This is a genomic window from Gimesia benthica, assembly GCF_009720525.1.
Lineage (GTDB): Bacteria > Planctomycetota > Planctomycetia > Planctomycetales > Planctomycetaceae > Gimesia > Gimesia benthica.
On record NZ_CP043930.1, the window covers coordinates 7,268,791 to 7,287,603 of the forward strand.

At 54.8% G+C, this 18,813-nt stretch carries 14 protein-coding genes; 7 read left to right on the plus strand and 7 right to left on the minus strand.

Annotation, left to right across the window (positions count from 1 at the left end):
- Nucleotides 1-61 precede the first annotated feature (61 nt).
- The 4 genes from F1728_RS28470 to F1728_RS28485 all read left to right on the plus strand — a co-directional run bounded on the left by F1728_RS28470 (nt 62) and on the right by F1728_RS28485 (nt 5,032).
- On the plus strand, nt 62-1,048 hold the full coding sequence (locus tag F1728_RS28470) for a pseudouridine synthase (RefSeq protein WP_197993529.1): 987 nt from the start codon (nt 62-64) through the stop codon (nt 1,046-1,048).
- Between the two features lie 38 nt (nt 1,049-1,086).
- The gene (locus F1728_RS28475) at nt 1,087-1,959 is read left to right on the plus strand and encodes a dihydroorotate dehydrogenase electron transfer subunit (protein WP_155366835.1); all 873 of its coding nucleotides are present in this window, start codon (nt 1,087-1,089) and stop codon (nt 1,957-1,959) included.
- A 73-nt stretch (nt 1,960-2,032) separates the two neighbouring features.
- Nucleotides 2,033-3,052 (plus strand): DNA-binding transcriptional response regulator, encoded by a 1,020-nt coding sequence (locus tag F1728_RS28480; RefSeq protein WP_155366836.1) that lies wholly within the window; start codon nt 2,033-2,035, stop codon nt 3,050-3,052.
- Between the two features lie 273 nt (nt 3,053-3,325).
- Complete coding sequence (locus F1728_RS28485; RefSeq protein ID WP_194242572.1) at nt 3,326-5,032, plus strand: serine/threonine protein kinase; 1,707 nt, start codon at nt 3,326-3,328, stop codon at nt 5,030-5,032.
- Nucleotides 5,033-5,055: 23 nt separating this feature from the next.
- Here F1728_RS28485 and F1728_RS28490 read toward each other — a convergent pair whose 3' ends face one another.
- On the minus strand, nt 5,056-5,340 hold the full coding sequence (locus tag F1728_RS28490) for a hypothetical protein (protein ID WP_228030387.1): 285 nt from the start codon (nt 5,338-5,340) through the stop codon (nt 5,056-5,058).
- 93 nt (nt 5,341-5,433) lie between these two features.
- A complete protein-coding gene (locus F1728_RS28495) occupies nt 5,434-6,495 on the minus strand; it encodes an Ldh family oxidoreductase (RefSeq protein WP_155366838.1) in 1,062 nt (353 codons plus the stop codon).
- 536 nt (nt 6,496-7,031) lie between these two features.
- Here F1728_RS28495 and F1728_RS28500 point away from each other — a divergent pair.
- Nucleotides 7,032-7,328: a hypothetical protein gene (locus F1728_RS28500; protein ID WP_145041735.1), complete on the plus strand. Its 297-nt coding sequence runs from the start codon at nt 7,032-7,034 to the stop codon at nt 7,326-7,328.
- A 30-nt stretch (nt 7,329-7,358) separates the two neighbouring features.
- On the opposite strand, the gene F1728_RS28505 is transcribed toward F1728_RS28500, so the two are convergent.
- Nucleotides 7,359-7,976: a hypothetical protein gene (locus tag F1728_RS28505; RefSeq protein WP_155366839.1), complete on the minus strand. Its 618-nt coding sequence runs from the start codon at nt 7,974-7,976 to the stop codon at nt 7,359-7,361.
- Between the two features lie 166 nt (nt 7,977-8,142).
- Here F1728_RS28505 and F1728_RS28510 point away from each other — a divergent pair, with 166 nt between their 5' ends.
- Nucleotides 8,143-9,876, plus strand: a complete 1,734-nt coding sequence (locus tag F1728_RS28510; RefSeq protein ID WP_155366840.1) for an arylsulfatase — start codon at nt 8,143-8,145, stop codon at nt 9,874-9,876.
- A gap of 90 nt (nt 9,877-9,966) precedes the next feature.
- Here the strand turns inward: F1728_RS28510 and F1728_RS28515 are convergent, their stop codons facing one another.
- From F1728_RS28515 to F1728_RS28530, 4 genes are all read right to left on the minus strand, one after another.
- On the minus strand, nt 9,967-11,610 hold the full coding sequence (locus F1728_RS28515) for a hypothetical protein (RefSeq protein ID WP_155366841.1): 1,644 nt from the start codon (nt 11,608-11,610) through the stop codon (nt 9,967-9,969).
- A gap of 554 nt (nt 11,611-12,164) precedes the next feature.
- Nucleotides 12,165-13,721 carry a UxaA family hydrolase gene (locus F1728_RS28520; protein ID WP_155366842.1) on the minus strand — a complete coding sequence of 519 codons (1,557 nt, stop codon included), beginning with the start codon at nt 13,719-13,721 and terminating at the stop codon, nt 12,165-12,167.
- Nucleotides 13,722-13,931: 210 nt separating this feature from the next.
- Nucleotides 13,932-15,563 (minus strand): arylsulfatase, encoded by a 1,632-nt coding sequence (locus tag F1728_RS28525; RefSeq protein WP_155366843.1) that lies wholly within the window; start codon nt 15,561-15,563, stop codon nt 13,932-13,934.
- A 75-nt stretch (nt 15,564-15,638) separates the two neighbouring features.
- On the minus strand, nt 15,639-16,289 hold the full coding sequence (locus F1728_RS28530) for an RNA polymerase sigma factor (RefSeq protein WP_155366844.1): 651 nt from the start codon (nt 16,287-16,289) through the stop codon (nt 15,639-15,641).
- 131 nt (nt 16,290-16,420) lie between these two features.
- On the opposite strand from F1728_RS28530, the gene F1728_RS28535 reads away from it, so the two are divergent.
- Entirely contained in the window at nt 16,421-18,763 is a 2,343-nt protein-coding gene (locus tag F1728_RS28535; protein ID WP_155366845.1) for a hypothetical protein, read from the plus strand.
- The last annotated feature ends 50 nt before the right edge of the window (nt 18,764-18,813 follow it).

The window sequence follows — 18,813 nt, forward strand, 5'->3', positions numbered from 1 at the left end:
TATAAGGTACGCGGCCAGCAGGCCTGCTTTGACCTGAAAATTTTACCATAGTTGAAAGATCATGAGTTCCGATAACCCCACCCCGTCCGAATCCGATTCCCCCACAGACGACAGCCACCTGATTCGTTTGCAGAAATATCTGGCAGCGACCGGTCTGGGGTCCCGTCGTCATTGTGAAGAATACATCGAAACCGGACGCGTGACCGTCGACGGGGAGATCGTGACCGAACTGGGCGCCCGCATCGATCCCGAAACGCAGGTCATCACCGTGGATGGCGAGCGGGCCCGCATGGAACCCCGTCGATATTTTCTGTTGAACAAACCGTCCGGTTTTCTCTGTACGAACCAGGATCCGGCGGGAAGGCGACGGGTGATTGACCTGTTTCCCGGCGAAGGGCAGCGGCTGTTTACCGTCGGTCGGCTGGATGAAAACAGTGAAGGTCTGCTGCTGGTGACCAATGACGGTGCGATGGCTCAGCGTCTTGCACATCCACGTTATCGCGTCGCACGAACCTATCATGTGCAGGTCGCCGGTCATCCGACTCGGGAAAAGCTGGACGAACTGCGAAAAGGGGTGCGGTTCAAAGAAGGTGTCTTCCGCGTTTCCGGTTTAAAACCGTTGAAAAAGCAGGGGAAAAGTACCTTTCTGGAAATGACGCTGCACGAAGGACAGAACCGTGAGATCCGGCGAATGATGGCCCGCATCGGCCATAAAGTCATGCAGCTGATTCGCGTCCGCTTTGGTCCGCTGAACCTGGGAAAACTCAAATCGGGCGAATACCGACGGCTGTCGGATACCGAACTTAAAAAACTGCGGGAGATGCTGAATGAGCAGCATTCCCCCGATCTCCGCAAGCGTAAAAGCAAGAAGAAAGCGGCTCCCAGTCGCGGAAAACCGGCCCGGCGTGGTGCGGGAAAAAATATTTCAGACAAAGAGACAGGTGGAAAAAAACGGTCTGTCGGCAATAAAGGAAAACGAGGGGCCTCTGCGGTTCCGAAGAAACCCGCTCAGAAGAAGTCCACAGGACGTCGCATTATCGGCGATTAACGAGCGGGAACCACTGAGCGCCGGCAAGGAAAGCAAACATGACAGAGACTCACGCATTCAGCGATTGTGCAACCCCCCAGTATTTGGCAGCAACAGTCACCGAACAGGTCCAGATGGCAAAGGATACCTGGCGGCTGCGAATTCACTGTCCCGAAATCGCGCGGGTGATTCTGCCTGGCCAGTTCTTCATGGTCCGCGAGCCGGGCGTAAACGATCCGCTGCTGGGGCGTCCCTTCGCACTCTACGATACCTGCCTGGACGAAGCGGGACAGCCGATCGGGCTGGACTTTGGTTACGTGGTGGTCGGAAAACTGACCTCCCGCATGACGCACTGGCAACCCGGTGATCAGGTCGAAATCTGGGGACCGCTGGGGAATGGCTTCCCGCAGCCCGGTCCCGGTTCGCTGGTCATGGTGGCGGGCGGGATCGGACAGACGCCGTTTCTGGCGACCGCCCGGGAAGCACTGGGGCAACGTACTTATGGTGAGCCGGTGCGGAAACTGGAAGCGTTTCCCGAGCGAGTGAGCCTGCTGTACGGGGCTCGTTCGGAAGCATACCTGGCAGGGCTGGATGATTTTCGCCTCGATGGGCTGGAAGTCGAAGTAGCTACCGATGATGGCTCGTTTGGACATGCCGGCTATGTCACCGAACTGCTCAAGCAGCGGATTGAAAGCGATGCACCTCCCGAGACCATCTTCTGTTGTGGTCCGGAACCGATGATGGAAGCGGTCAGTAAGCTCGCCCAGGAAGCAGGGATTTCCTGCTGGCTGTCACTGGAGACACCGATGGCCTGTGGCTTTGGCGCCTGTTTCAGTTGTGTCGCGAAAGTCCGCGTCGGTGCTGACGACTGGGACTATCGGCGAACCTGCGTAGAAGGGCCCGTGTTTAACGCCGAACAGCTGATATTTTAGACGCGGAACGCGACCTCGTATTGACAGTTTTGAACGGAAAACCCTATAGTTCAGGCTGATTTCAGGTCGGGACATGAACGTGCAGGATGATGAACACAACCAGACAGGGGCAGCGGCTTTCGCGGATTTCGCAGAAAGACAGTCTCGGTCTCCGCAGTCAGACCGACTTTCGCCGACAGATGACTCTCAAGCCTCCTCTGAGCAAAATCATTCTTCCGTGATTCCGCCCCGCTTTCGTTTGCTGTTTGTGAGCAATCAGCGCCCCGAGTGGGTAGGCTTTGCTTTACGGCTGGATGCTATCGGCTGTGAAGAGCCCCGTCTGGAGTGGGCCTCGAATGCCGAAGAGATGCTCAAACTGCTGAGCAATCACAGCTACGATTGTCTGTTGATTCAGGCCGACGTTGAGGGACGTCATAACTGCGGCGAACTGCTGCAGGCGATTCGCGTCAGTGGTTGTGATGAACCGATCGTCCTGGTTTCACCCGTTCCCGATGATCGACTGGCACTGGCTGCCTGTGAATTCCAGGCGGAACTGCTGGTTTCCCCCGCCGGCTGGGACTCACCCGCATTATTGGATTATGTGCAACGGGCATTGTGGGTACAGCAACTGCAGGAAGACCATCATCGCCTGCAGGTCGAGAATCATCGTCGCCTGGTCCGCGAACGGGATGAAGCCGAGCGGTTGCTGAATCAGCAGCGCTCGATGGTCGAGCAGCTGCAGACGCTGGTCTACCCGGGAGAATTCGAACCGTCTGCTGGAGAAGCACCGGCTGAACAGAGTGTTCCCGAAGTGTCCATGTCGGATGCACAGATTCCTGCTGACATTCCAGAATACTATCATGAGCTGCTGCGAACCTATGTGATCATGGGCTCCGGGAGTCTGAAGGATGAGATTATCCAGATTGCGGAACTGCTGGCAGCGGCCCGATTGACCTCGCGTCAGGTACTGGAGTTCCATCTGGAGTGTGTGGAGACGATTGTCCGGGGGCTGGGGAACCGAAGTTCACGGCATGTCATGTCGCGTGCGGACCTGCTGGCACTGGAGATGATGGTCCACCTGGGTGAGTGTTACCAGAAGAGATTGTCTGAGTAGTATAAGTTACGTGATTGTAACAGCTTATACCCTCCCACGCATATTTGAGCTTCCCGGAGAAAAACTACTGTCAATCGTATCTCCGAGTACCTATAATAATTGACAATATGCTGCCCTCCACGTTCAGTTTATTTGATATATCGAACAGACGGTACGAGCCTGAAGAAAACCTGACAGGAATTGACAGATCGCTGCGGCTGACAACGAGGCGCTCACGGACGGTATTCAGCGATGCTCCTGTCTAATCCAGGTTTCTACCGGGGAACTTTGAGGATGAGTTCAAAACCAACACCCCATTCTGCTGCTAATACAAAATCGATGCCTACTCTGATTTCCAAGGAGATCAGAAAAGATGCCGGCAAATTCTGTCCGCATGCCGGGGTCGTCTCTCGCGGTTCAGGCAGTATGTTTCAGGAGCAGGGACGAACGTTGCTGCTCCAGCGTCTGCGAATGGCATCCCTGCTGTTAGGGCTGGGGGCAACTGCGTTTCTGATCCGCGGTTTCTGGCTGGGTGAGTACAAGAACCCCCACGACAGTCAGATGCTGCTGCTGGATGGCGTTCTGGCGGTGATTCTTTTCTCCGTCTCCGCCTTTCTGTGGTGGAAGCCCTGCCTCTGTAAATACCGCCTGCGGATCTGCGAAGCGATCACTTTCGGTGCACCTGCCTGTTTTTTCATCTGGTGGCACTTCAGTGAGCTCTGTGCCTGCGATCCGGTTTTACTGGGCAAAGTCGCTTTTGAATTTCCCCTGAGAACCGCATTCCCCTGGGTGATATTAATCTTCACTTACGGGATCTTTATACCGAATTCGCTGAAGGGTGTGATCTCGGTGGTGAGCCTGATGGTCATCAGCCCGATTGTGGGCGCGATCATGACCGGAATGCAGGTGCCCCAGGTGTCAGAAGTACTGTATAGCGGCGGTTTGTCGGAGATAATCATCCTGCTGCTGATTGCCGGGAGCACTGCCGTCTATGGTTCGCATCGGGTTGACAGTTTGAGGCGTGAAGCCTTCGACTTGAAAAGCGTGGGGATGTACACGCTCCGCAAGCAGATCGGCAGTGGCGGGATGGGCGAAGTCTATCTGGCCGAGCATCGGTTGCTGAAGCGTCCCTGTGCGATCAAGCTGATCCGGCGGGACAAGGTCGATGATGAAAATGTCCTGCTGCGGTTTGAAAGCGAAGTGCAGGCGACTGCTGGCCTGACGCACCCGAATACAATTGAGATCTACGATTACGGGCATACCGAAGAGGGGACATTCTATTATGCAATGGAATTCCTGCCCGGACTGAACCTGCAGGAAATCGTGGAGCGGTTTGGACCTCTGCCCCAGGAGCGGGTTGTGTATCTGCTCAGACAGGTCTGTTCTGCCCTGGCGGAAGCACACCAGAAGGGACTGATTCACCGCGATATCAAGCCGGGGAACATTTTCTCAGCCGAGCGTGGCGGTCTGTTCGATGTGGCCAAACTGCTCGACTTTGGTCTGGTTAAGTATCATCGTACCGATGACGTTTCGCTGGAGTTAACCATGGAAGGGGCCGTGGTGGGATCTCCGCTGTATACGAGTCCTGAAGTGGTCACTGGAGATGGCAGTCCCGGACCGCGGTCCGACATTTACTCACTGGGGGCGAGCGCTTATTACCTGCTGACCGGGAAACCGGTCTTTGAAGGGGATAACGCTTTGAAGGTGATGTTCGCCCATGCGAGCCAGGCCGTGAAACCGTTGCGGGAACTGAATCCGGAGGTCTCTCCTGAACTGGAAGAGATCATTATGAAATGCCTGGAGAAGAAGCCGGACGATCGTTACCAGAACTCTGCCGAACTGCTGGAGGCTCTGGAACAGCTACAGGTCAATAGCTGGACCCAGGCCCAGGCATCCGAGTGGTGGTCTGAAGCCGAGCATATGGTACAGCATGTATCCGAAGATGACGAATTTGCGTCCGATTATCTGAAAGCCACGACGGTACTCCCCGTTAATGTCTGATTGATACCTGGATCGCCAGCGTTCTAACTGCGGGACTTATGTTGCCAGTTGAGGCGATCGCGGGTCAAAAAGCCGTGCCGAAGGGCACAGTCGACGCAATACAGGTCGTGACCGTTGGTGACAACGATCTCGCCGTGCATCAGCAGGTGGAAATGATCCTCGCCCGGAAACTTGGAGAAGCAGTACTCCTTGGACGAGGATGTTTTCACGAAAATCGTGATGTTTTCCGCATCATTGATGGGCACATAGAGCCGCGCATCCTGCTCGGGAGCGGGCTGGTTCGAATTCGGATCCATTTCATTCGCCATGGCTAAAGCTCCCGGTTTGTAGGCTGATTGAAATCAGACAGCCTCGCGAACTGTCTGGTCAATTCGCGAGGCTGTTGTGTCATCGATGGCTGATCAGTCCTGGACTTCCGGAACGGGAACGTCGAGTTCTTCAGCCAGTTTGGTCAGTGCTTCCCAGTTCCCTTTATCGAGGGAAATGCCTGTTTCATTACGGGTGGCAGCGGTTTTCTTTTCCGGGTCGCCCGGCAGAAAGACTTCTGTAACGCCGTCCTTGAGAGGCACGCTGCGGACATACTTTTCGAGATTGGTAATCTCGTTCAACAGGTGATTTTGACCACCCAGGTGAGTCGGGTCGATCACGACCACAAACACACAGTTCCCCTTTGGTGGTGGAGGATCAGGGAAGGCACACTGTCCACCCGAGAGGGCACCACAGAGCATTTCGACCATGAAGGACAGACCGAAACCTTTGTAGGCCTGATCGCCGCCCATGGGAAGGATTGTCCCTGGAGGATCGCCGTAGAGCATGTTGGGGTCGGTAGTGGGATTGCCATCCGGATCCAGAATCAGGCCGGGAGGAACCTGTTCTCCGGCAATTTTCTTGATGCGGACTTTACCTTCTGCGGTGGCAGAAGTGCCGAAGTCGAGTACGAAGGGACCTTTTTCTCCACCGGGCATGCCGATACAGATCGGATTGGTTCCCAGACGGGGACGCTTGCCTCCCACTGGCGCCACGCGGGGGGCGGAGCCGTGTGTGTTGGCGCAGATGATGGATGCCATACCTTTGGCGGCAGCCATTTCCGCGTATTCTCCCAGGCGGCCGATGTGCGAAGCGTGTTTCAGGGTTCCGACAGAGACACCCAGGTTGCCCGCTTTTTCGATCAGGCGATTCATCAGGTCATGCATCACGGTCTGACCGAATCCCCAGCCGCCGTCGCCGTTGATTGCAGCCGGTGTTTCGTTCAGGATCTTCAGAGTTTCACCGGCTTTGAGAATGCCTTCTTTGACACGGCCCATGTAGAACGGAAGACGCATCACGCCGTGGGAATCGTGCCCCAGCAGGTTGGCGTCGACCAGGCTTTTGGAAACGATGCGCGCTTCTTCTTCAGTGGCGCCGCCTTTGAGCATGAGCGTTTCGGTAAATTTTTGCAGCGACTCGGCAGAGATAACAGGCACTTCTGATGACCCTCTATGTTAATGGATGTTTGAATGAGCAAATTTACATGCCATAACTGATGTAAAGCTGACGTTGACCTTCATCATACAAACAAATCCAGATCCGGTAAATTTAGTGAATCGTCCGATTTTTCCTGTTGAAAAGAAAAATCAGTACGCAGCCCGGCAACCACGTTGAGCAGGGCACTTCAATGTATCAGGAGTGTTCCGGTTAGATAAAAGCGGCATGGTATTCCATGCCTCTGAGGGGGCAGGAAACGACTTAAGTGAATTGCCAGCGGTGTCATTCATCAGTCGGAATTCTAAAAATGCGGATCGCACAGGGAAAAAGTCCGTCCTGATAACGAATAGTGGAACTCCATAATCTTCTCAAATTTTAACAAAGACAACGGCACACAAACTCTTGCGACAGATGCCTCTGCGGTTGGACGATACTCGTGAGGTCAACCTGTCGATTCGAGAATGGTCCCCTTTGACAGTCAGGGAAGAGACCTGAAAAAACAGGTGAACGAGAATCTTTGCAAGAGGTAGCGTGCATGAGCATCAGTGTCGATAATATCCAGTCACTTAACGATCTACGTCAGTACATCCACAAAACACTGTGTGAAAAAGAGAACCTGCTTGAAGAGCAGTTCACGATGTCTGAAATGGCTTTACAACGCCGGGGTCGGGGATGTGGACTTCAGTTTTCGATTAACGGTCCCCGTTCGGTTCGCCTGGGAGCCATCTGGGCTTCTGACTCCAACATGATCTATTTCTACGATGCCCGTGGCGAACGCTACGCGAAAGTGAATCTGCCAAATCGCATCTTTGCCGACGAAGAAGCCGCCTAGGTCCCCTCAAAGCATCATCACTGCCAGAGATCACTCTGTCGCTGAAATCGAGGTCGACTCGGCTTTCAGTTCCTTGAGTCGCTGTTGTGCCGGCAGGCTGCCATATTTGGCGGCGGCGGTGTAGTGCAGGATTGCGATGTTCGACGTGGCATGTTTCTGTTCGGCCTGCTTCCCCAGTTCATAAAACCGTTGTGCTTTGGCCTGTGTTCTGGCTTGCGACGCAGCCTGCTTTTCTCGCGCGATTGAGGAGCCGGGCTGATTGTGCGCCACAGGGGCATGCAGTTGATCGCGCCAGTGATCACTGGGATGGGCGGCTGCTTCACGAATACTGCGCGGAGCGGAGTTAAGCAGGTAACGGTCCATGGCTTCGAAGTCGTGAATATAGACGCTGACGCTGCTGGTTGTGCTCTGGAATTCCTGTCCATAAATTGAGCCACGACGAAAAGGGCCAACCCGGCGGGAGTGGATCCGTCCGGAACTGACGCCTCCCAACAGAGCGGTACCTCGATCCGGCACGGTGACAGTTGTTCCCACCGAGAATTGTTGTACGATGGGTTGTTGAATTCGCAGGACCTGTGCGTGAGCGGGAAGACTCATCAGAGCCAGCATTCCGCAGCACATCAACAGGCAGATCAGTTTACGATTCATCAGTGCGTCCTCCCGAGTCACACGATTGGCTTTGTTCTATCGTATGATTTCAGGCCGAAGAGGACAACTATTTTTTCAACCAGCGTCGCCTGCCCGCGTGCTTTCTTAAGCTTGAATGGGGGTAAGTGGTCTCGCTGATATTGCTTAGCGTGTGAAGGGGAACGTGATGCTGAGAGCACTGTTACAGAGAAACCGGGGACTGATTCCGTGTGGTCTGCTGGTTTTCCTGATCTGCGGGTTCTCACATGAGGGGATTGCAGCAGAGGGAAAACAGCCAAATGTGATTCTGTTGCTGACCGATGACCAGGGCTACGGAGATGTCGGCTTTCATGGCAACGCACAGATCCGCACCCCGCACATGGACGAGCTGGCCCGTCAGGGAATGGAGCTGACGCGTTTCTACTGCAGTCCGGTTTGTGCGCCGACCCGGGCCAGTCTGATGACCGGACGTTATTACTATCGATCGGGAGTCGTACACACCTCTCGCGGCGGTGCGAAGATGTACGGAGAGGAGACCACGCTGGCCGAGCTGCTGCAGGGAGCAGGCTACGCGACGGGCATCTTCGGAAAATGGCATCTGGGGGACAATTATCCGATGCGGCCGCAGGATCAGGGATTTGCGGAGTCGCTGGTGCATCGAAGTGGCGGCATTGGTCAGGCTCCCGATAAACCTAACAGTTATTTTGATCCCTGGTTGTGGAAGAACGGTCAGCGAGAGCAGGGCAAGGGCTATTGCACAGATCTGTTTTTTGATGCTGCTCTGGAGTTCATGGATCGACAGGCCCAGGCGGGGAAACCATTCTTTGTCTATCTGCCGACCAATGCCCCGCACACGCCTCTGGAAATAGCGGACTCCTACTGGAAGCCTTATCAAGAGCAGGGACTGGATGAAACGACGGCCCGCGTGTATGGGATGGTGGAAAACCTAGATGAAAATCTGGGACGTCTGATGGCGCATCTGGATCAGACCAAACTGAAGGAGAACACGATCCTGATCTTTCTGGGCGACAACGGTCCTCAACAGAAACGTTATACCGCGGGGCTGAGAGGGCGGAAGTCGTGGGTTTATGAAGGGGGGATCCGCGTGCCATTCGTGGCGACCTGGCCCGGACACATTCCTGCGGGGACACAGAGTGCTCAGATCGCGGCACACATCGACCTTCTGCCCACGTTGCTCGACATGACGGGGACCCCAAAACCGAAATCATTAAAACTGGATGGCATCGATCTGACTGGCCTGCTGACGGGGAAAGTCAAGACACTGCCCGAACGGAAGCTGTTCTTCCAGGTGCATCGAGGATTGACCCCGCAGCGTTATCAAAACTGCGCCGTAGTGACACAACGGTACAAACTGGTGGGGTATCCCGGCACCTTCGGAGAAGAAAACCTGATGCGCGATGCCGAACCGGTACTGGAACTGTACGATCTGACCAGCGATCCCGGGGAGATGAAGAATCTGATCTCCACACAACCCGACATCGCCGCTGGTTTACGCAAGGACTATGAAAGCTGGTTTGCGGATGTGAAACAGTCCCGCAATTTTCAGCCGGGTCTGATTGTGATCAACAGCGGCAAAGAGAACCCGACCACCTTGTGTCGGTACCAGGATGGCAGTTTCACGCAAGGGACGTCAGAGGGCTGGATGGTTCAGGTAGAGACTCCCGGACGCTATGAGGTGGAAATTCAGCGGGGCGCTGATACCAAGCCGGGCAAGTTGACTGTCAACTGGCAGGGGAAGCGATCGCACGAATTTCTGTCAGCAGATCAGACCTCGTCCCGTTTTGAACTGCAGTCGGGAACCGGCATGCTGGATATCTGGTTTCAGGAAGAGGGAGCCGATCGTGACTATCCCGGCGACAACAGTACGCGGGGAGATGTGATACTCAAACGGCTGGATTGAGCGGTCGGACTGCAGCGCGTGTCAGGTGCATAAAAAAACGGCCGAGAATGATTCTCGACCGTTTGAGATGGTTCGTTTGCAAAACGCGTCTTAGTAGAGCCAGTCGAGACCGACACTCCAGGTACCGACACTCCATGATTCACGCTCGACATCGATCGAGGGGAACAGGCCGCGGGTCGGCATACCCTGCCAGCGGATGCTGTCGTAAGGGCGGGCGATTTCGCCGGCAACGATGTAGGTGTAACCCACTTTCAGTTTCGCTTCTTCCAGCATTTTCATGCGTTTGAGGACAGGCACCTTGTCGAAGATCGCCATTTCCATGAAGATCGACTGTTCGAACATGGGTGATACGTGGGTGTGACTCTGTGAATCGCTGAAGGCGTTCGGATTCGGGTCGGCCGCAGTCGGATCGATCAGAGCCTTGGGACGATCGATGTCATCCGGGTCGGCCCGAATACCCATCCCCACGTTGTCACCATTCAGTTTAATCTTTTCCTGGTTGGCCATGATACCGACTTTGGTCTGACCCCAGATCTTAAACTTGTCGCCACCGAGATCGAACTGGAAACCAACTTCAGGACCAGCCAGATGAGTATCAACGGTGTTGTTGACCCAGGTGGTGTAGGGCTGAACGGGCTGACCAGTTACCGGGTCAACAGGAGCAACGAAGAAGGCGGTTGAGGTACCCGTGGTTCCCCCACCAGTACTGTCATCTTCAACAACCCCTGCGTTGTCGACGATGCCATCTTCGTTTTCATCGGTTCCGGTGGGAAGCGAGAAGAGTTTCAGGTCAGGACGGATACCAGCGATGTTGGTCGCATCACTGTAGAGCAGACCGCTGTCGCGACCGACAAAGCTGAAGCCTTCGCGTACCTGCATGTAGCGGGCACCGGCCAGACCACGAACCTTAAGGGATTTCTTATCCACAATCGGAGTTGACAACCAGGTGGCGTTGGTACCCCAGGCCTGGCTGACTGCTTTAACACGGAAATCCAGATCGTAAGGTACGGTGACACCGTCAATGGTACCGTCATCCAGTGGGAGCCCACCCAGATTCATCAGTTCGTTCTGCAGCACTTCGTTTACCTGAGCAGTAGTCACACCGGGGATCGAAGAGACCACACCAGTACCTGCAGGATCGATAAAGTTGGGCGGTGAGAGCAGGATGTCCATGATGGCCTGATTCGCCGGATTTGGTTTGTGAGTCGATTGTTCAATCGCGGACCAGTCTGAATCAGCCCGGCTAATCCACCAGCCGGTGAATTCAAATCCACTTTCATCATCGTTGTACCAGCCCCAGCGGAGACGGAAACCGGGAGCATTCAGTTTTGGTACATTATTGAAGTACTTCTGATCGAAGTAAGGCAGTCCTGTATTTTCACTGAATTGATCAAAGACTTCATCGTCTGTGGCGTCGATCAGTTCATCTTCTACCATGCCCAGGTAAGACTGAGTACCGACATTACCGATCAGGGCTCCACCCGGGTTCTGATAACGGGCGAACAGAGCTTCCATACTCAGGAAGTGCCGCTTACCGTTATTACTAGCCCGGTAAGACCAGAGACCGTTACTATCGACCCGGTGCTGCTGGAACTGGTGCTCGAAAGGCGAGATCCGAGGAAACGCACTTAATGGCGACTCGGGTCCGGCATTCATGGGGACTCCCGGTGGAGTCGGATAACCGTAGTTGCCTGCCGCAGCCTGGAAGAATCCAGGTTGAACTGGTGCAGGCATGGCCTGAGCGTTCTGAGGATATCCCGGGAAGCTGGCAGGGTTATATGATACAGGCTGTATCATATTCGACTGCATTTCAGCTGGAGGAAATCCCTGCGCGTGTACTGTGGAGTATGCGTGTGAGATCAGAACGATGCTCAAAACCGGTGCTAGCCAATGAAGAAGCCGCATCTATACGTCCTTACAAACAAACAGCGGAAACCTGATAACAATCCGCGCGTCTAAAACGGAAATGCGCGGAGTCTGTTGCTGGTTATATCGGACAGGGCTTCTGGTAAACTGTAGCGATTATTCGGGAGATACCGAATTTTCCTGTTTCAGGAGTTCTAGCGGTTGTATCGAGGGGACTCTTGTGTGTTGGAATGTATAGTTGTGATGGGTGTTCGAAAGTCGGCCTGACTGTGTTACAGGTTGATCCGACAGATAGAGCAAGCCAGGGAACTGGTTATTTCATAAGACGTTAAGATGAATGCTGGGCCAACAGACCCGCTCGGAACGGTCCTGAAAGGGATCAGGAACGAACGGGAGCGGGAATTCTGCTGAAATCCGGGAAATCAGAGCACCGGACCGATACTCCAGGGGCAAAATTCTTCATCGCCGATGCCCTGGGCCTCACTTTTTGTCTTTTTTCCACTCGCGACTTCGATGATTAACTCGAAGATCTCGCGGCCCACTTCTTCCACCGAGGTGCCATTCAGGATGCGACCTGCGTCGATGTCCATGTCGTCCTGCATCCGTTCGAACATGGGGGTATTGGTGGCGATTTTGATGCTGGGGACCGGCTTACAGCCAAAGCAGCTGCCCCGGCCTGTGGTAAAGCAGACCACATTCGCACCTCCGGCCACCATGCCTGTGACGGAGGCGGGGTCGTAGCCGGGGGTATCCATAATGACAAAGCCCTTTTCGGTGACTGGTTCCGCAAAGCGGTAGACGGCACGCAGAGCGGTGCTGCCCCCCTTGGCGATGGCTCCCAGTGATTTTTCATAAATCGTGGTCAGACCACCTCTTTTGTTACCTGGTGAGGGGTTGTTGTCGATCACCACTCCAAATTTGCCCGTGTATTCTTCCCACCATTTAATGCGGTCGATCAGTTTCTGACCGACTTCCGGCGTGATGGCGCGACGTGTCAGAAGGTGTTCGCCACCATAGATTTCGGAGGTTTCTCCCAGAATGGAGGTCGCACCGTGAGCGACGAGCAGGTCGCTGGCGATTCCCAGAGCCGGGTTCGCGGTCACGCCGCTGTTCCCGTCACTGCCACCACATTCGGTCCCCAGAATGAGCTCGGAAACCGGGATGGGCTCCCGAACGACATTATTGACCTTCGGTAAATAGTCTTTGAGCACGTCTGAAACGTAGTCGACTGTCTTTCTAATCCCCCCGATATCCTGGATGTTGAGGACCAGCGGTTCCATGGGATCGGGCTCTTTCAGGTTCTGCAGCTGGACCAGTCCTTCGTTGTCGGAGAGGAAGGAACCTTGCCCTGTTTCACAACCCAGACCCAGAATAACATAAGCGCCGATGTTGGGATGCTTCGCAAATCCCCCCAGAGTCCGCATCAACTGATGGTGGTCTTCTCCATCATACTGCATCGCACAGCCCCCTTTATGGACCAGGGGAATGATGCCATCAATATTGGAATAGTCGGCCAGTGACGTCTGGGCCAGTTCCCGGGCGATGTACTTGGATGCGGTGGCCGAACAGTTGACGGTGCTGATGATCGCCAGGTAGTTACGGGTCGCTGCTTTGCCGTTTGGACGGCGGTAGCCCATGAAAGTGCGTCCCTCCACAGGTGTGGGCGGTGCAGGGACGTCACTGGAGAACGCGTAATCGAGGCTGAGTTCGCCCGCTGCCAGATTGTGGCTGTGAATCCAGTCGCCCGGTTCGATGTCGCAGGTCGCGAAACCGATGACCTGACCGAACTTACGGATCCGTTCCCCTTTTGCGATGGGTTGAATGGCGACTTTGTGTCCCAGATCGATGCTTTCCCGGGCGGTCACGTTCTCGGTGTCGGTGATCGCACATTCCTGGTTTTCTGCCACAGAATTACGGGCGATGGCGATGTTATCTTCCGGATGCAGTTTCAGTAACGGCGAAGAGGCGACTGTGGACATGAAAGGCTGACATTCTCTATTGATAAGGTTGGAAAAACCAACGCAGGCAGGAGTGGCGGTCTCACCAGCCGGTTGATGGACGACCTTGAGGTCACATTTCTTCAACTATCCCGTTTCGGGCGTGCAGATTCAAGTGATCTGCTGTTTTCCTGGGTGATCATCGCACCGTATTGAGCCTGACGGGGAACGCAGCAGACGGACAGACAGCACTTATTTCTTGCGGTAGAAGTCCGGCCCCTTACTTCTGTAGCCGGGGGGAGGCAGATCGTCCCAGGGAACGACGCCGACACGTTCGGCCCAGGCATCCCATTCGCGGGACATGGTTTCCACCCGCTGCGGTTCGCTTTTCACCAGATCGTGCAGTTCACTGCGGTCCTGGCTCAGATCGTAGAGCTCCCACTTGTGACCGTTTTCTTTCACCAGCTTCCAGTCACCCTGGCGAATGGCTTTGTTACCTTCGTGTTCCCAGCAAAGCATGCGGGACTTTGTTGTTTCCGGATGCTGGAAAGTGGGGAGCAGGCTGTTGCCTTCGTAGGGGAAAACAGCCTGATCGTTTTTGGTGGCGGGATATTTCGCACCGGAGATGTCAACGCAGGTTGCCATCACATCGATGATGTGTCCCACCTGGTTGGTCCAGCCTCCGGTCTGGTGAATCTGGTCGGGCCAGCGGACGATGAGGGGCGTGGAGATGCCGCCTTCGTGCACCCACATTTTGTGGAAGCGGAAGGGGGTGTTACTGCTGTTGGCCCAGCCGACCTCTGCACAGCGGAACGATTCCCGGGTGCCGGTGATCGCGCCGGGCTGGTGTCCCCGGTCGATGTACTCGGCACTCGCGCCATTGTCGGAGAGAAACAGCACGAGGGTATTGTCTTTCTGTCCCATCTGGTCAATTTGCTTCAGGACCTGGCCGATGCCTCGATCCATGCTGGTCACCATGGCTGCATAGACGGCCATGCGCAGATCCCATTCCTCGCGCTCTTTTTCCGAGAGACTGTCCCAAGCCTGGGCATCGGGATCGCGCGGGGAGAGCGGGCAGTTGATCAGCCCGAGTTGCTGCATGCTCTGGTGTCGTTGTTTGCGAAGAGCATCCCAGCCGCCCTGATACTGTCCTTTATAGCGGGCGATGTCTTCCGGAAGTGCGTGCAGCGGGAAGTGAGGGGCCGTATAAGCGAGATACATGAAGAAGGGGTCTGTTTTGTGCTGCTCAGCGTGATCTTTCAGATAGTCGACCGCGCGGTCGCTGAAGGCATCAGTAATGTAGTAACCCGTTTTGGGTGGTTTGATCAGCTGATTGTCTTCATAGAGCGGACGGGGTGCGAAATAATTGCCCCCACCGCCGGTACCATAGGCGCGATCAAAGCCTCTGCCCAGGGGCCAGTTTTCATTGGCTTCCCGCATACGATAGGTCAGGTGCCACTTGCCGACGTGATAACAGCGATAGTCGACGGCGGAGAGGACTTCGGCGATGCTGACACAATTCTTACCCAGTTCTCCCTGGTAGCCGGGAAGGTTATCGTTGCGGTTCATCCAGCCCATGCCTGCCTGGTGCGGATAGAGACCAGTCATCAGCGAGGCCCGGGTGGGACAGCAGCGTCCCGCGTTATAAAAACGTTTGAATCGCAGCCCCTCGTTGGCCATCTGGTCCAGGTTGGGCGTTTTGATTTCTGAACCGTAACAGCCGAGATCCGAGAAGCCGAGGTCGTCGGCCATGATCAGGACAATATTCGGGCGTGTTGCGGGAGCGGCCTGAGCGGTCGGAATGATAGAGAGGAGCAGCATGCCGCTGACAACAAGCAGGGTGGAGAACCTGAATATCTTTCTGAGGGGCGATGCGGGGATCATAGGGGGTTTACTTTCCTGAAATACGGGCGCGAATCATCGGGAACTGTTATATTGTCGTGGCATGTAAGAGCTGCGTCAACTTTCGGAGATGATAGTGGAGTCAGCCTCGGCGTCCGTGAATGCTTTGCGGATCAGGTTGTTTTTACGTTCGATACGTCGAGTGCTGCACTTCAATTCGTTTGCGATTTCGGCATTGGTCATGCCGGTCAGCTTCATGGAGATAATGGTCTGGCATTCCACATCGAGTCGATCGGAGGCTTCTTCCAGTTCCAGTTTGAGCTGCTGATTGACTTCCTCGTAGACAATTTCTTCAAATGCGGCTCCGGAAGTGGAGCCGGTATAGTCAGTCGCCGTAATCACATTTCCGGCTCCCCGTTTCTGCGTCTGGATCTGTCGCCAGCGTTTGGTGAGTTTGCGGCGGGCGATGGTCATCAGAAATCCCCAGAGATCATCCTGGTCGGTGAGGGGCGGTTTCGAAGAATCTTCCAGTCTTCTCCACAGGCTGAGAAAAGCACTTTGCAGAATATCGCTGGCGCCGACATGCAGTTGCAGTTGAGGCGAAATCCGGCGTTCCACGTAGTCTTTCAGGATCTGGTGAAATCGATCCCAGATCTGCTCAAAGCGAGGCGAGATGGTGGATTGCATCTCTTCCAGCACGCTTTCCGCGAATACCGAGAGGTCCTGCGAAGAGTCATCAGAGAACACGTCGTCTGGTGGTTGCTGCATTTTTAAAAAATTGGAAAAAGACTGTCGGATGAGGATTTGTTCTGGGCAGTTACTGATTGAGGGGAAGAAAAAAAGCTTCTTTTTACTGCGTCTGTCAGTTCAATTATCACTTTCCGGTTTGGAGTAAGTCAATGACTCATCAAGGTTTTCATCCATTTCTCTGGTCTTTTATCAACGTCTGTTTCTCGCGGGGACTGCTTGTGCTTCTGCTGCTGGGAATCGGCGCAGGTTGTTCCGGGAAACCAGGGGCCGGGGAACTGGCCGAGTTGATGTCGCGTGAGACTCCGCACCCGCTGGCGATCAGCGGTCGGGAACTGACAATTCTGTCGCTGGAAGCTGACGGGGACCAGCGCTGGAATGTGGAAGTCGAATGTGAGGAGACTCCCGAGGAAGACTGGCTGCTGAAACTGGATCCCTCAGCGAAACTGCAGGGGGAGGACTCTCTGAAACAGAAGTACGAGGCTGCGCTTCAGACCTTACAGAACTTACGTGCGCCCGAAAGTCAGAAATGGAATCCGCTGAGTCGAAAGCTCGAGCAGTTTACTTTTCCGGAACTGTTTCAGCTGAGCTGCCGCAAGGGAGAGCCAGTTAAATGGAAGGCGACGGTGCTTGTGGACCGATCGGGGAAAGAGACTCAACTGACCCTGTCTGATCTGCAACTGTCGGATGGGACGTCTGTACGCAATCTGATTGCCCGCTCCTCTCTGCCGTCCGAGGCGGTGCTGGCGGATGGAGGGCCGCTCGACCCCTTACGTCAGTATCGAGAATTGCAGGCAGAAATTGTATCGGGAGTCGCGCAGGCAAGTGCAGAGATGGAGCAGAGACTGCTGAAGGAAAAGCAGGCACTGGAAAAACTGGTTCGACATTCCCTGCCACTTTCGGGAAAACTCTTTCCAGCGCAGTCGGAGTCGGAAGCCGTTGTTTTCCTGCATGAACGGGGGAAGACGGTGACCAGCCTGAATGCGGTGGCCATCGATCAGAAAGATCCGCTGTCACGGGTGGTCTTCCGCGGTGCTTTGTCTCTGCCTCCGGTGAATTCAGACGCGTCACAGAAGCTACGTCGGGTTCATGACGGCTGGATGTTGATCCTCAACAACGAAGATCCCAGTCTCTCGCGGATGGCACGCAAGTTACGGGAAAACCGGATTCTGTTTTACGACCCCACCAGTAATTTGTATCAACTGTCCGATGCACGCCGAAGCGAGACTCTGCAGGCAGCGACCGATTCAGAGGTGTCGCAAGCATTCGTGGGGAGAAGTCGTGAGCAGGACATCGTGGAAGGGGCACAATACACGGGGCGCGAGTCCATCATCGGCCAGGCAGACCGGGCGGTGGTCATCTTGATTACCGGCTATGAAGCGGAGACGGGGAACATGCGCGTGGTCATCGAAGATGCGCAGACCCCTTATACCTTTGCGGTCTTTGAAGGCAAATTGCAGCTGGAGGCACCGCATCATCTGGGAATCCCGATTCGGCTGCAGCAGGTCACCTGCCATATGCATCCCAGTCAACGCAAACCAAAATCGGGACTCTTTAGCCGTAATGCTCGCAGTGAACTGTTACTGATTCCCGTCGAACAGGGATTCCGGGGCCGGTTTGCCGATGCGGAGGTCATGTTCGAACGTCGTTCCGGTGACTCTGAGGTCATCGCTGCCGAACAACGCTGGCAGAATACCCTGGTGCCGGGTGCGGCGTGGCGGGGTGTGACGAAATGGCGAGACGAAGCAGTGAAGCAGGTCACCCTGCGTGTGGCAGAAGTGCGCGATCAGGGAAAATATGTGCGGCTCACCCTTGCGCGGGACGACGAACCGGTGCAGCAGGTCGTTTACGAGGGTTCTCTGCTCAACGGGAACGGGATGATTGATGGCTACGGTCTGGTGATGCAGCAGTATGGGGCCGCGACGATTTATGAACACGACTACTTCGGCGTCTTCTTCAGTCGCTGGGAGTCTGAAGATAAAAAAGTCTTTCGCATCTCACCCGATGGCAAGAATCTGTATGGCGTGAGTTCCGGAGGGGAAATGTTGACTCTGGAGCGGGATGCTGCTGTGGAAAGTACAGATCAACTGGCGACCAAAGCACGTAAAGAGGTCTGGCAAACGGTACTGACTCCAGGGAAGATATGGGAAGGGACCATCAGAAGTCTGAAGCATAAACAGACGGCTGAAGTGAAAATGATTGTTCGTGGTTTTGAATTAGAAGGAAAACAGGTTACCTTGGAACTGGTGCCTAAGGTTCAGCAGAAAGTAAAAGTAGTGTTTGAGGGGAGCCTGGATACTTCGGATCGAGGGACGAACGGTTTTGGACTGGTGTTGAAGAAAAAACAGAAAGTATCGGGGCCTGGAAATGTATTTGGTAACTGGGACACGCAGTTGCAGTTTCGCCTGGATGCGACGGGCAAACGCTTATTGGGACGGACGAACGATCATGGCGATGTGGAATACCTTGATCTGCGGTTGCTGGAAACGAAGTAGAGCCAAAGAACTGGCCTGTCTCATTCGATCCAATTCATTCAGGAAACTCC